This is a genomic window from Jatrophihabitans telluris (assembly GCF_023516435.1).
GTDB lineage: Bacteria > Actinomycetota > Actinomycetes > Mycobacteriales > Jatrophihabitantaceae > Jatrophihabitans_A > Jatrophihabitans_A telluris.
Map to the genome: position 1 here is coordinate 1,265,959 of NZ_CP097332.1, position 13,156 is coordinate 1,279,114.

Annotated in this window: 12 protein-coding genes; 5 read left to right on the plus strand and 7 right to left on the minus strand. The window is 68.7% G+C overall.

Annotated features, from left to right (window positions below; all coding sequences use genetic code 11):
* Positions 1 to 98: 98 nt before the first annotated feature.
* Positions 99 to 1,445, minus strand: coding sequence for a PucR family transcriptional regulator (locus M6D93_RS06015; RefSeq protein WP_249773457.1), 1,347 nt, complete (start codon positions 1,443 to 1,445; stop codon positions 99 to 101).
* A 147-nt stretch (positions 1,446 to 1,592) separates the two neighbouring features.
* Between M6D93_RS06015 and pruA the strand changes: the two genes are divergently transcribed.
* The 3 genes from pruA to M6D93_RS19345 all read left to right on the plus strand — a co-directional run bounded on the left by pruA (position 1,593) and on the right by M6D93_RS19345 (position 4,739).
* Positions 1,593 to 3,263 (plus strand): L-glutamate gamma-semialdehyde dehydrogenase, encoded by a 1,671-nt coding sequence (pruA, locus tag M6D93_RS06020; RefSeq protein WP_249773458.1) that lies wholly within the window; start codon positions 1,593 to 1,595, stop codon positions 3,261 to 3,263.
* A gap of 8 nt (positions 3,264 to 3,271) precedes the next feature.
* Complete coding sequence (locus M6D93_RS06025; RefSeq protein WP_347343552.1) at positions 3,272 to 4,198, plus strand: proline dehydrogenase family protein; 927 nt, start codon at positions 3,272 to 3,274, stop codon at positions 4,196 to 4,198.
* A gap of 82 nt (positions 4,199 to 4,280) precedes the next feature.
* Positions 4,281 to 4,739, plus strand: coding sequence for a DUF4190 domain-containing protein (locus M6D93_RS19345; protein ID WP_283818646.1), 459 nt, complete (start codon positions 4,281 to 4,283; stop codon positions 4,737 to 4,739).
* 3 nt (positions 4,740 to 4,742) lie between these two features.
* Here the strand turns inward: M6D93_RS19345 and M6D93_RS06035 are convergent, their stop codons facing one another.
* Genes M6D93_RS06035 through M6D93_RS06045 form a run of 3 tightly spaced genes read right to left on the minus strand, consistent with a single transcriptional unit; the run spans position 4,743 to position 9,023 of the window.
* Positions 4,743 to 6,323: a DNA polymerase Y family protein gene (locus M6D93_RS06035; protein ID WP_249773460.1), complete on the minus strand. Its 1,581-nt coding sequence runs from the start codon at positions 6,321 to 6,323 to the stop codon at positions 4,743 to 4,745.
* A complete protein-coding gene (locus M6D93_RS06040; RefSeq protein ID WP_249773461.1) occupies positions 6,320 to 7,318 on the minus strand; it encodes a hypothetical protein in 999 nt (332 codons plus the stop codon). Before M6D93_RS06040 ends, M6D93_RS06035 begins: the two co-directional genes overlap by 4 nt.
* 31 nt (positions 7,319 to 7,349) lie before the next feature.
* Entirely contained in the window at positions 7,350 to 9,023 is a 1,674-nt protein-coding gene (locus M6D93_RS06045) for an aminotransferase class I/II-fold pyridoxal phosphate-dependent enzyme (RefSeq protein ID WP_249773462.1), read from the minus strand.
* A gap of 96 nt (positions 9,024 to 9,119) precedes the next feature.
* Here M6D93_RS06045 and M6D93_RS06050 point away from each other — a divergent pair, with 96 nt between their 5' ends.
* Both M6D93_RS06050 and M6D93_RS06055 read left to right on the plus strand, forming a co-directional pair.
* Positions 9,120 to 9,692 (plus strand): CGNR zinc finger domain-containing protein, encoded by a 573-nt coding sequence (locus tag M6D93_RS06050; protein ID WP_249773463.1) that lies wholly within the window; start codon positions 9,120 to 9,122, stop codon positions 9,690 to 9,692.
* Positions 9,689 to 10,447 carry an aminoglycoside 3'-phosphotransferase gene (locus M6D93_RS06055; RefSeq protein WP_249773464.1) on the plus strand — a complete coding sequence of 253 codons (759 nt, stop codon included), beginning with the start codon at positions 9,689 to 9,691 and terminating at the stop codon, positions 10,445 to 10,447. Before M6D93_RS06050 ends, M6D93_RS06055 begins: the two co-directional genes overlap by 4 nt.
* Positions 10,448 to 10,463: 16 nt before the next feature.
* Here the strand turns inward: M6D93_RS06055 and M6D93_RS06060 are convergent, their stop codons facing one another.
* The 3 genes from M6D93_RS06060 to M6D93_RS06070 are packed head-to-tail and all read right to left on the minus strand — an operon-like array spanning position 10,464 to position 13,126.
* Complete coding sequence (locus tag M6D93_RS06060) at positions 10,464 to 10,967, minus strand: GtrA family protein (protein WP_249773465.1); 504 nt, start codon at positions 10,965 to 10,967, stop codon at positions 10,464 to 10,466.
* 50 nt (positions 10,968 to 11,017) lie between these two features.
* On the minus strand, positions 11,018 to 11,836 hold the full coding sequence (locus M6D93_RS06065) for a DUF1295 domain-containing protein (protein WP_249773466.1): 819 nt from the start codon (positions 11,834 to 11,836) through the stop codon (positions 11,018 to 11,020).
* 3 nt (positions 11,837 to 11,839) lie between these two features.
* The gene (locus M6D93_RS06070; protein ID WP_249773467.1) at positions 11,840 to 13,126 is read right to left on the minus strand and encodes an SAM-dependent methyltransferase; all 1,287 of its coding nucleotides are present in this window, start codon (positions 13,124 to 13,126) and stop codon (positions 11,840 to 11,842) included.
* Between the last annotated feature and the right edge of the window lie 30 nt (positions 13,127 to 13,156).

Genomic DNA, 13,156 nt, shown 5'->3' on the forward strand with positions numbered 1-13,156 from the left:
ATCCTCCCAGCGACACCTACGGTGCCACCGCTTGCGACCTCCCCGTCCGCAACCATCCTCGCAGAAATCCGCTGGGTTGCGCCGCCCGCGGATGAGAATCATGCGCCGCCCACGGGCGGGTGCGCGCGCACCCGAAGTTGGAGTTGTGTGGCCAGGCACTGGTCTGCGTCGGACAGGTCGATCCCGGTCAGTTCGGTTATCCGGCGAAGTCGGTAGCGGACGGTGGTCTGATGTATGCCCAGATCGGCAGCGGTCGCGCTGACCTGAGCCCCGGACCGCAGATGTGTGAGCAGGGTCCGGGCGAGTTCGGGCTCCTCGGCGATCAATGCGTCGACTCGGCTGTCGTGCAGCTCAGGGACCGCGGCGACCTTCTCCTCGGCGGCGCGGATCAGGGCCAGCGGACGGACCTCACCGAACGTGGTCACACTCGCGGTGCCCAGCGACAGGGCCAGCTGGGCACCGCGCAAGGACCGTCCGAGCTCGGCCTCCTCGACAGTGGGGCCGATGCCGGCCCGTACCGCAAAGCCGTAGCGGGCCTTGGCCGAGCCGATCAGGGCGCGAACCATCGCGGGCAGCCGGTCGGTGCCGCCAGGCACGAGCAGCTGCACCTGCCCGTCGAACTCCCCGGCCAGGGCGTCGCGACGGTAGGCGGCTCCGTGCACTCCCACCACGCTCTGCAGGTCCTGGCGGCGTTGCCGGGTTTCGGTGGCGTCCCGGCCGGGGGCGGGGACGAAGCTGATCACCGTTCGCGGTCTCGGCTTGGGCCCGGGATCCGGACCGACTCGCCCGCTTTGCAGCTGCCGCCGGACCAGTTCGGCGTTGCTGGGCACCCGGTCGGGTCCGGCCCGATCGAGCAGTGCCGCGGCCGCGAGCCGGGCCGCGCCGAGCAGGGCCTGGCGGGCGTGAGGCGGGAAGTCCGAACGCCCCTGCTGGACCCAGATCGTGCCCAGCTGGCGGGCGCCGGCGAAGATACCGACCGCGAGGCGGCGGCGAACGCCCGACTCGGGATGTTCGGCGATCTCGACGACGTCCTCCGACGCTGCGAGCCGGTCGTAGACCCCCCATTCGCGGAGCAGGGCCAGATAGCGTTCGGGACCACTGCGTTCCAGGATCGACAAGCGTCGAAGGTCGTCGACGTCCTCGCCGGACCTGGAATAGCCGAGTACCCGCGCAGCGGTGTCTTCGATGGTGACCAGGCCGCCGGTCAGGGTTGCGATGGTCTGGGCCAGGTCGGCGATATCTGCGGTCGCAGCGGTCGCAGCGGTCGCGGCGGTGTCGGCGGCGCCGCCGGCGGCGTCGGGCAGCGACTGACCCGGCTGCACCCAGCTCAGCCCTACGCCGGCCGCGTCGGCCAGCTCCTCGAGCGCCTGCCGTCGACCCGGGTCGGTGCCCGCACTCACGAGCAGCACGGCATCGACTTCGCTACGACTATCGGAGGAATCCACTCGTCCAGATTATCGTTTCCGAGCACACGGGAGCTCGTCCGCCCGCCTACGGTGGAGGACGTACAACCAATGACCGCTCACGCCTGGCTGTCGGTTCCTGACTGCCGACGCAAGAAAACCGTTGTCGCCCCGACCGAGGAGCACCCGATGGACGCTGTCACCCAGATCCCCACGCCGTACAACGAGCCGGTCCTGGACTACCAGCCTGGTTCGGCCGAGCGAGCAGCGCTCAAGTCCGCGCTGGCCGAGCTGGAGGGCAGCCGTACCGCGCTGACCTGCACCATCGGCGGCGTCCACCGGATGGGTGCGGGAGCGCCCGGAACCGTGGTCCAGCCGCACAAGCACGCTCACGTGCTCGGTGACTACGCCGAGGCGACCACGAGCGATGCGCAGGACGCCATCGACGCCGCTTTGGCTGCGGCTCCTTCGTGGCGGGCCATGGCCTATGAGGAGCGCGCCGCGATCTTCCTCCGCGCGGCCGACCTGCTGGCCGGCCCGTGGCGCGCCCGGCTCAACGCCGCGACCATGCTGGGACAGTCCAAGACCGCTATCCAGGCCGAAATCGACGCCGCCTGCGAACTCATCGACTTCTGGCGGTTCAACGTCTCCTTCGGTCGCCAGGTGCACGCCGAGCAGCCGCAATCCTCGCCCGGCGTGTGGAACCGTCTCGACCACCGCCCGCTGGAGGGCTTCGTCTACGCCATCACCCCCTTCAACTTCACGGCCATCGCCGGCAACCTGCCCACCGCACCGGCCCTGATGGGCAATGTCGTCGTCTGGAAACCGTCGGAAACCCAGTTGCTCGCGGCGCACCTGACCATGCACCTGCTGGAGGACGCCGGACTACCCGCCGGTGTGATCAACCTGCTGACCGGCGACGGCCGCGCGGTGTCAGAGGTTGCCCTCAAGCATCCGGACCTGGCCGGCATCCACTTCACCGGTTCGACCGCGACCTTCAAGCACCTCTGGCAGGAGATCGGGCAGAACCTCGACCGTTACCGGACCTATCCCCGCCTGGTGGGCGAGACCGGAGGCAAGGACTTCGTCCTGGCCCATCCTTCGGCCGACGTCGATGTCCTTCGCACCGCCCTGGTCCGGGGGGCCTTCGAGTACCAGGGCCAGAAATGCTCGGCTGCCTCGCGGGCCTACGTCCCGGCCTCGTTGTGGGACGCGCTGCGCGACGGACTGGCCAGCGAGACCGAGGCACTCACCCAGGGCGATGTCACCGACTTCGGCAACTTCCTCGGTGCGGTCATCGATCGGCGGGCCTTCGACCGGCTCGCCGGCGTGCTGGACACCGCCCGTACCGATCCCTCCCTGACCGTGCTGGCGGGCGGAACAGCCGATGACAGCGAGGGATTCTTCATCCGGCCGACGGTTCTGGTCTCCACCGACCCGCACCACAAGATCTTCTCCGAGGAGTACTTCGGACCGGTGCTCGCCGTGTACGTCTACGACGACACCAAGCCGTTCAGTGAGATCCTGGACGTCGTCGACGCGGCGGCGCCCTACGGTCTGACCGGGTCGATCATTGCCGGGGATCGTCATGCCGTGGTGGCGGCCGCCGAGCGGCTGCGCTTCGCCGCCGGCAACTTCTACATCAACGACAAGCCCACCGGCGCGGTTGTCGGTCAGCAGCCCTTCGGTGGTTCACGGGCCTCGGGTACCAATGACAAGGCCGGTTCGATTCTGAACCTGCAGCGTTGGGTTTCCCCGCGCTCCATCAAGGAAACCTTCGTGCCGCCGACGTCGGTGGGCTATCCGCACCAGCAGCCTGAGTCCCAGAGCAACACCTCGACCACCGATTCGGAGGCGTGACCGTGGCTGTGTTGCGTGAACCGCTGTTGGTCGCGGCCCGGTCTCCGCGGCTGCGTTCCGTAGCCGAGAAGTCGCGGCTGACGCGGCCGGTTGTCGACCGCTACGTGGCCGGACCCGGCGAGCAGGACGCGCTGGCCACCACCCGGGAGCTCGCGGCGGCGGGTATGTCGGTGACGCTGGACTTCCTCGGCGAGGACACCACTGCTGCGGAACAGGCCCAACACACGGTCGCGGCCTACCGCTCGGTGCTGGCGGCGCTGGGTGAGGCCGGTCTGGCCGGGCAGGCTGAGGTGTCGGTGAAGCTGTCGGCGATCGGTCAGTCGTTGCCCGTTGACGGCGAGAAGATCGCCCTGGACGGCGCTCGCGACATCTGCGCCGCCGCCGCCGCGGTGGGCACGACGGTCACCATCGACATGGAGGACCACACCACCACCGACTCGACCCTGTCGATCGTGCGGGAACTGCGCGTCGATCACGAGTGGGTCGGAACCGTTCTGCAGGCCTACCTCAAGCGTACCGAGTCCGACTGCCGCGACCTCGCCTACGAGGGCTCACGAATCCGCCTGTGCAAGGGTGCCTACGCCGAGCCCGAGTCCGTCGCCTTCACCGGCGCGGAGGTGGAGCGGTCCTATCAGCGGTGCCTGGACGTCCTGCTCGGCGGCGCCGGCTATCCGATGATCGCCACTCACGATCCGGTGATGATCATCGCCGCGCGGCAGGCCATTCGTCGGCACGGGCGGACCGCCGGAAGCTATGAGTTCCAGATGCTGCACGGAGTGCGGCCGGCCGAACAGCGGGCGCTGGCGGCTCAGGGCGAACGTATGCGGATCTACGTACCGTTCGGCGACGAGTGGTACGGCTACTTCATGCGCCGGCTGGCCGAACGTCCGGCCAACCTGTTGCTCTTCCTGCGTTCGCTGACGTCGAAGAAGTAACGGACGCGGTAGGTCGCGAAGGACCCACCTCGCTCCGCTACAGTTTCGCTTCACAGTTTTGTCCAGCTGAGCGGAGCGAGTGGTGACCGGTTTCGGCGGACCGCCGCCCAGCGACGACCCGTGGAAGGGTTCGGATGGCGGCCAGCCGCCGTACGGAGATTCGTCCTACGGGCAGCCGCCGTACGGCGAGCCGTCCTATGGTCAGGGTCCGTACGGCCAGCCGCCGTACGGCTATCAACCGTATGCGTATCAACCGCCTCCGATGGGACAGCCGCCACATCCCTACGGGTCCTACCCCCAGCCTCAACCCGGCAACAGCCTGGCGGTGGCGTCGTTCGTCTGCAGTCTTTTCGGTTTCCTCTGCTGCATCGGGGCGATTGCGGGCACGATTCTCGGTTTCATGGGCCTGAGCCGGGCCAAGGAGCTCAACGGCGCCGGACGTGGCTTGGCGATCGCCGGGCTGGTGATCTCGAGTGTGTGGTTTCTGCTGGTGATCGCCTGGGCCGTCATCGCTTTTTCGTTGGGCGTGTATTCCTACTGAGTGTCAGTCGTAGATTCCTTCCAGATACCAGCGCCGGTCGGTGAGCCGGTAGCAGACCAGGTAGGCACGGCCGGATCCGTCGACCAGTTGTAGTCGAGCCAATTGCTGGCGTGCCTGGCAGTCCCACCAGCGCTCGTCCACCGGCCACGGACCGGCCCAGGCGGTCACGGTGCTGGTGCGGCCGGTTTCCAGCACCAGGTGCACCGGAGGATTGGGCAGCGCGCCACGTTCGGTGACGAGCACGTCGTGGCCCGTGCCGTCACGAACCTCCACCGGTTGCGGCGGGTCGAGGATCACCGACGGAGCCGGTGAGGGCAATCGTCCCGGCCAGGGCCGCCGGGCTAGTTCGTCGTGGGAACCGTCCGGCCGGTCGTCTCCCCACGGAATGAGCTTGGTGCGTTGGGCGGGGCTGCGTCCACCGGACACGACCGGAGTGGCGACCGAACCGTGGCCGAGCAGAGTGGCGACCCGGGCCAGGGCCCGGTGTGCGCGCTCGTCGGCTGCTCCGTCCGCGCCCCAGAGGGCACGTTGGTGACTACCGGTCGGCACGGTGTCGACCGGCACCAACTGCAGGGAGGTGATCGGCCCGGTGGGAGCGTTGGGTTCACCCGCGGCCCGGTTGAGCCATCCTTCCAGCTGCCAACGGATGCGATCGGTGACGTCGATTGCGCTGAGGATGCCGGCGTGCCGCCAGCGACGCACGGATTCTTCGCCCCGGTCGGTGGCACTGATCAGTTCGAAGCAGGTGCACGCCAGCCCGTGGTCGGCGAGGTCGAGGATGAATTGCTCGACGGCGCCACGGGCGGAGAAGGCGATCGAGTCCACCCGGTCCAGGGGCGGATCGAATTCGACGGTCACCTCGAATTCGACGGGCGGTCGGCGGGCGGCGATGGGACGGGCGTCCACGCCGCCGGCCTGCCGATGGGCCCAGGCTCCGGCCGGCCCGAAACGGGCGTGGACATCGGCGGCCGGCAGCGCGGCGAAAGCGCCGAGAGTGCGGATACCCAGACGTGTGAGCAGGTCGACCAGTTCTGGTTCGTCCAGGGTGTCGATGGGCAGCTGGGCCAGGAAGGCGGGGGAGGTACCCGCCGGGACGAGAGTGCCGTGCCGCGCGGCCTGTTCCGCGGCGAAGGCGCCGTCGGCGACGCCGATGAGGACATTGTCGGTGTGGGTGCCGATCGCCCGTGACAGGGCGTGCAGAACGGCGGTTTCCCCACCGAAATAACGGGTCGGTCCTCCGATACCGATGGCGGCCAGGCCGGGGCGGTCGACCTCGACGCCAGGTGCGATCGCCTCGATGGCGGAGATGACCGGCTCGAAGGCGCGTGCCTCGGCCGCTTCGTTGCGGGCAAGGACGATGAGGTCCGGACACCGGCTCTGGGCTTCACGTCGACGCAGGCCACGTTTGATGCCGTGGTTGCGGGCCGACTGCGAACAGGCCACCACCCGGTTGGCGGTGAACACCGCGACCGGGGGATCGCCGAAGAGGCCGTGCTCGGCGCGGGCAGCGGTGACCGGCCAGTCCGGACACCAGATCGCGGCCATGCGCGGCGGGGTTTGCCGGACCCGCAGCGGGGCGGTCATCCGGCGCGCTCGTCGAACTCGGCCACGACCGGGTGGGCAGCGACGGGATGAGCGGGGTGAGCGGGTAGCCAGAGTTCAGCGGTGTGAGGACGGGCGGAGCGGCCCTTGCCGCTGACGGTGACCAGAAGCTGGCGGGACGTCAGGCGGCCGTAGCCGTCACCGATTCCCTGCCAGCGTCCGTGCCGGGCGGACAGCTGGACCTCCAGCGCCGGCCAGCTGGCCGCCTGCTGGCCGAAGAGCACGAGGACGGCGTCCTTGGTGCGGGCTCGTGCGGTGAGCCGGCGAGTGTCACCGTCGGAGACGGCGGTGGCGCCGGTGACACCAGGCCGGGCCACGACGATGTCTACGGCGTCGAGCAGTGCCCCGACCGCGGTGGTCCAATTGGCGGTGTTCCAGCCGGGTTCGGGCGGACTGATCACGGCCACCCGGTTGAGTGCCACCCCGGCTTCGACAGCGGCTTCGGCGCTGATCGCCGGCATACCGACCAGGGCGATCCACGCTCCTTCGGCCGAGGCGGTTCCCAGCAGGGCGAGCAGCAGCGAGACGGAGCTGGTGACCGCCAGACTGCTGCCGCGGCGCAAGCCGTGGGGCAGCAGATCGGACAGCGATTCCGGCACCGGGAGCGGGGGAACGGCTGGGCGTGACAGCCCTGAGAGCGGACCGGCCACAGCGCGCGCCACCGAATGCAGGAGGCCGCCGGTACCTCCGGCAGTGGGTTCCCTGGTGCCGGTACGCAGCTCAGCCCGCAGCGACGCGCGTTCGTGGGACAGCCGGCGCACGTTGGGACCGGCGTCGGTGAACGGGTCCGGCTCGGCGATGGCGTACGCGCCGTCGGTGTCGTCGAAGTTCGCCGCCTGCTCATCGACGTCCGCTACTGAATCCGCTACTGAATCCGCGGTGGAATCTGCGGTGGAATCCAGGCCTTCGACGTGGTGGTGAGCCGGGCCGTCGGTTCGACAGTCGGCGGCATCATCAGCGGCGGCGAAGCGGGTCACCCACCTATGTTCGAACGCTTGTTCTAATATGTCAAACGGGGTTCGGCGTGTCCGGTAACGTGTGGGCCACCCGAGCCAGGATCTCGTCCAGCACGCTCTGGCTGGTGGCGAAATTCAATCGGGCGAAGCCACTGCCGCCGGCTCCGAAATCCAGGCCGCGGCTCAGTTCCACGCCGGCCGCGCGCACCGCGACTGCGGGGTCCTCACCGAGCCCGGCCAGGCGCAGCCAAGCCAGATACGTCGCCTGCGGCGGGATCCACTGCACTCCGGGCGTCGACCGCACCCACGCATCGATCCGGTCCCGCCGCGCCCGCAGCTGGCCGAGGAGTTCGGTCAGCCATTCGTCCCCGCTGCGCCAGGCCGCCAGCGTGGCGCTCACGCCGAGGGTGTTGACGGCGCCGTACAGATCCGGGGGCGCCGCCTGCCAGCGCCGCCAGAGCGTCACCGGACCGACGTGAGCGACCGCGGTTCGCAGCCCGGCCAGGTTGAACGCCTTGGTCGCCGAGGTCAGGGTGATCGTGCGCAGCGCCACCGCTTCATCGAGCGAGGCGAACGGGCGGAAGCGTCCAGGTTCGAAACTCAGTTCCGCGTGGATCTCGTCGCTGATGACGATCAGGTCGAGCCGGTCGGCGATCTCGGCGATCGCGCGCAGCTCCGTCTCGTCGAAGATGTGCCCGGTGGGATTGTGGGGATTGACCAGCAGCAGCACTTTCGCCTTGCTGGAGCGCAAAGTCTCCTCCATGGCGACGGTATCCAGACGCCAGCTCGCCCCGTCGGACGCCAGCGGCAGACCGACGAGGCGGCGGCCCATCGTCGAGATCGTAGCCAGAAACGGTGGATAGTTCGGCACGATCGTGGCTACCGGGTCGCCGGCGTTGGTGAGCAGTTCGATGCACACCTGCAGCCCCTGGATGATGTCGGTGATGCTGCGCACCCGACCCGGGTCGGGGCTCCAGCCGTGACGTCGGTCCATGTGCTCGGCGAACGGTTGCGCCAGCGGGTCGGCCGGCCAGTCGGGATAGCCGAGGTCGCCCCGCGCCAACTCGGCCTCGATCGCGGCCAGCACGGGAGGACACACGGCGAAGTCCATGTCGGCCACCCAAGCTGGCAGCAGCTCATGGCCCGGACGACGCCACTTCACTCCGTGCTTGCGCCGCAGCCACGCCAGCTCCGGCTCGAACGGCGTGGACGGCTCGGGCATGGTGTCGGTCCGGGGCGCCGACGTCCGGCGAGCGGCCGACAGGGCGTCGCGGATGATCTCCAACTGGCCGTGATGCTGGGCCAGCTCTTCGTAGAGATGCAGCAACGCGGTGCTGGCGTCCAGCGGAATTTCCGGGCCGTCGGCCCACTCCGAAGGCGGGCAGGCCAACGCCGCTCCGGGCCTGGTGGCCGCAACGTCGAGCCGCAACCGTTCGCGGCTGCGCTCGGCTCGTTCGAGCAACGGGCCGACCGGGCCGCTGGCGTGGAACTCGGCCTCACGATCACGGTTCGAGGCCCGTCCGTGGACCACATGACCGGCCCAGTACTCGATCACTGCGAGGCAATGGGTGAGCAACGCGTAGGGAGTGTTCGAACCAGGCAGTGCAGGACTCCGATTGGCCAGTTCGTCGCCGAGCTCGAGGACGATGCGGCACATGCCGTCGAGTGCGCGTTCGAGAAAGTAGCCGAAATCGTCGGCCCGTACCGCTATCGCGCTGTCGTCCATGCCATCTCCGTCGACGTCCGTCCTGGGTAACCGCCTGAGACGGTTACCGTCAAAGCACACCTTGTCACCGCCCCGGTAACCGGTCAAGATGGTTACGTGGATTTCGTCTTCGTCAGCGGCCGGCCGAGTCTCGACTTCGTCGGCACCCGCAAATGGCGGCGGGACAGTGCCGAGGAGCAGCTTCTCGGTGCGGCCGACCTGGCGGACTGGACGGTGCGAGCCGGCCTGCTGGACGTGGCCCCGCGGGTCGACGCGAGCGGGCTCGGCCACGCGATCGAGCTGCGGGAATCGATGTACCGGTTGCTGGCCCTGACCGCCTCGCCGACCCGCTCGAGCGCGCGGGATCGTCGGCGGCTCAATGCCGTCGGGGCTCGTCCGCCCGTCGAGTTGGCGCTGCGAGGTCAGCGGGTCAGACGCAGCGGCGACCTCGATGCCGTGCTCGCCACCCTGGCTCGCGACGCCATCGAGATCATCGGCACGGACGCCATGGCCAGCGTGCGCGAATGCACCAACGAGCGGTGCACCAGGCTTTTCCTCGACGCTTCACGGGGACGGACCCGGCGCTGGTGCGGGATGTCCGAATGCGGCAACCGGCACAAGGTCGCCGCGTTCCGCGAACGCGAGGGAGCCGGATCGATCCGAGCCGGATCAACCCGAGCACCGCGATGAACGCGGCCGCGCCCTTGGTCGACCCGGCGGTCCCCGACGCGGTCGCACGTCTGGCCGGTACCGATGAGCTGAGGGCCGTGTGGGTCAACGAACTCGGGGGAACCACCTGGCAGCTGACCTCGGCCGATGCTGACGGCCGACACCGGTTCGTGAAGTGGGCGCCATCGATCTCGGGCCTGAGACTGGAAGCCGAACTCGCTCGCCTGGACTGGGCCTTCGGCTACGTGGCCGTCCCCGCCGTGATCGCCTTCGGCGGCGACGAGGACGGCGACTGGCTTCTCACCGAGGGGCTGGGCGGTGACAACGCGGCCAGTGCGCGCTGGCAAGCGGATCCACTGGTTGCCGCCACCGCGGTCGGAGCCGGACTCCGCCACCTGCACGACGCGCTCCCGGTGGGCACGTGCCCGTTCACCTGGTCGATCGCCGAACGCATCGCGGCGCACCAGCGGCAGGGCGACGCTGTGTCGGTGACCGAGCAGGACGCGCCTCCGGTGGTCGATCCGGTGGTCTGTCACGGCGACGCCTGCCTTCCCAACACGGTGCTGCGCCCGGACGGCGGGCTGGCCGGCCACGTGGACCTCGGCCGGCTCGGGGTCGCCGACCGGTGGGCCGATCTTGCCGTGGCCACCTGGAGTACCGAGTGGACCTTTGGGCCGGGCTTCGAGCACGCCGTCCTGGCGGGGTACGGGATCGACGCCGACTTCGAGCGCATCGATTTCTACCGGCGGCTCTGGGGCTCGGCGCCCGGATCCTGACGCGTTCGGCGAACCGTCAGCCCGCTGTGGGCTCGGACTCGGGCGCCTGGATCGGGTCGTCCTCGTCGGGTAGCCCCGCGGCAACTCGGTCGGGGTGCAGGAAGACGAATCGTTTGTAGGCCCAGAACCGGAAGATCGTGCCCAGGCCGATCGTGAACAGATTCACGACGTTCATGACCACGACGTGATGCTTGTAGTGCAAGGGGTATGAGAAGAAGGCGATCACGGCCAGCGCGCCAACGAGGGCGATCAGGTTGATGATGAAGAAATAGCCGGCTTCGCGACCGAGATTGGTCCGGGCACGGTGGGAAAAGGACAGATACCGGTTACCGACATAGGTGACGCCGGTTGCAACGGTGGTCGAGATGGTCTTGGCCACGACCTGGCCGTCGTTGAAGAACAGGTTGAACAGGCTGAGGTCGACGATCAGACCGATGGCACCGACGAACCCGAACGCCGCGATCTCCTTGACGAGGATGCGCCAGGAACCGCGGATGTGCTCAATCAGAGAAGTAGACATTGCGCCAGAGTGTATTCCAGTCGAACATGTGAAAATCCGGAATTGGATCGCTAGTCGCTGTGCTGGGGCCGCTGGGGCACCCACGGGATGAAGCCCGACGTCCGCTTCATGTAGTCGCGGTAGCCCGGCCGTTTGGCCATCGATCGTTCCAGCACCCGTTTGCCGGAGCCGAAGGCCAGCAGGTAGACCATGATCGCCGGGGCGAAGATCGTCAGCACCCCGGGCCACCGTTCAGCGGTGACCAGGAACACCCCAACCCACACGCACGCGTCGCCGAAGTAGTTGGGATGGCGGGTGTAGCGCCACAGCCCGGTGTCGAGCACAGCGTCCTTGGGCAACGATCCCGCCGCCTTCGCCTTCTTGAACTTCTCGAGCTGGGCGTCGCCGATTCCCTCGAAGAGCACCCCTAGGACCCACAAGCCGACGCCGACGAAGGCGAGAGGCGTCAACCCCGCGCGAAGGAACATACCGACAACCACGGGCATCGAGATCAGGAACGCGAGCAGCCCCTGCAGGCCGTAGACCAGCAGCACCGTCTCCAGCGCGCCTCGGTCGGCCAGCATCTCCTCGTAGCGCGGATCCTCACCCTTGCCGATCGAGCGGCGGCCGATGTGCACGGCCAGCCGGCCTCCCCACAGCACCGTCATCGACAGCAGCAACCACCGCCGGGCGAGGTCGCCGTGTCCGGTCGAACACACGAAGGCCGCCACCGCCGCGGCGACGAAGAGCAAACCCCACGCGGTGTCGATGACGCTGTGCTTGCCGGCGATCCGGCTGGCGACGTAGGTCGTCAGCAGGACCGCCAGGATGGCCAGCGCCACCCACGGGAGGCAGGAGAAGAAGTTGGCCGCGGACAAGCCAGATGTCATGCCTTATCGAACCACTGCCGTGAACCACTGCGGCGTCGCGGGGATGTCGGACTCGCCGATGGCCGACGGGCGGACGGCGAGGATCTGGTCCACGCCCATCCGGCCCTCCTCGAAGCTCAGCGCGCCGCCGACCAGGTACAGCCGCCATACCCGGGCGACCTCCTCGCCGACCATGGCCACGGCCTGGTCGTAATGTGACTCGAACGTGTCCAGCCAGCACTGGACCGTCCGGACGTAGTGCTCGCGCAACGACTGGACCTCACGGACCTCGAAGCCGGCCTGCTCCAGGAAGCCGAGCGTCCCGCTCAACGGCCGCATGTGCATGTCGGGTGCGATGTAGGCCTCGATGAACGGACCGCCGCCGGGAGCCGCGTCGGACCGGCGTGACATCTGCTGCAGCAGCAACCGTCCGGTCGGTTTGAGATGGGAGAACAGCGCATTGGCGTAGACGGGGTAGTTCTCCAGGCCCACGTGCTCGCCCATTTCGATCGAGCTCACCGCGTCGAAGGGCCGCTCGCGCACCGCGCGGTAGTCCTGGACCCGGACCTCGACCCGGTCGCCGAGGTTGCGCTCGGCGATCCGCTTGGTGATGAAATCATGCTGCTGGGCCGAGATGGTCACGCCGAGGACCTGCACCCCGAAGAACTCGGCCGCGTGCAGACTCAGCGAGCCCCAGCCGCAACCGACGTCGAGCAGTCGCATCCCCGGCTGCAGACCGAGCTTGCGGCAGATGAGGTCGAGTTTTGCTGTCTGGGCCTGTTCCAGCGTGGTGTCGTCCGCGGGGAAGTACCCCGACGAATAGGCCATCGACTCATCCAGGATGAGTGAGTAGAACTCGTTCGACAGGTCGTAGTGGTGCGCGATGACCGCCCGGTCGCGCGCGCGAGAGTGGAGCGCACCGGAGACGGTCGCCTGGGAGGCGGGGGCGGGAAGTCTGCGTCCCACCGCACCGAGACGCAGGGCCAGCCGGGCCGCGTTGAACTTCGCGCTTAAGCTCAGACCGACCGGTCCCGCCTCGGAAGCTCTGGCGTGGCGCCAGACCCGCCGCAAGCCCTCCGCAAGTTCGTCGGCACCACCCGGAACGTCGAGTTCGCCGGTGACGTAGGCCTGCGCCAGGCCGAGCTCGTTCGGCTCCCAGAGCAGGCGCCGCAACGCCCGCCGCGACGTGACGTGCAGCAGTGGCGCGTCCTCGGGTCCGGCTTCGCTGCCGTCCCAACCCCGGACCCGCACGGGCAGGTCGCCGCCGAGCAGCGGCCCGACCAGGTCGGTCAGTCGTTGTGCGACGTTCATGAACGTGCTCCGTTCGCGGGGCTGGTCGGG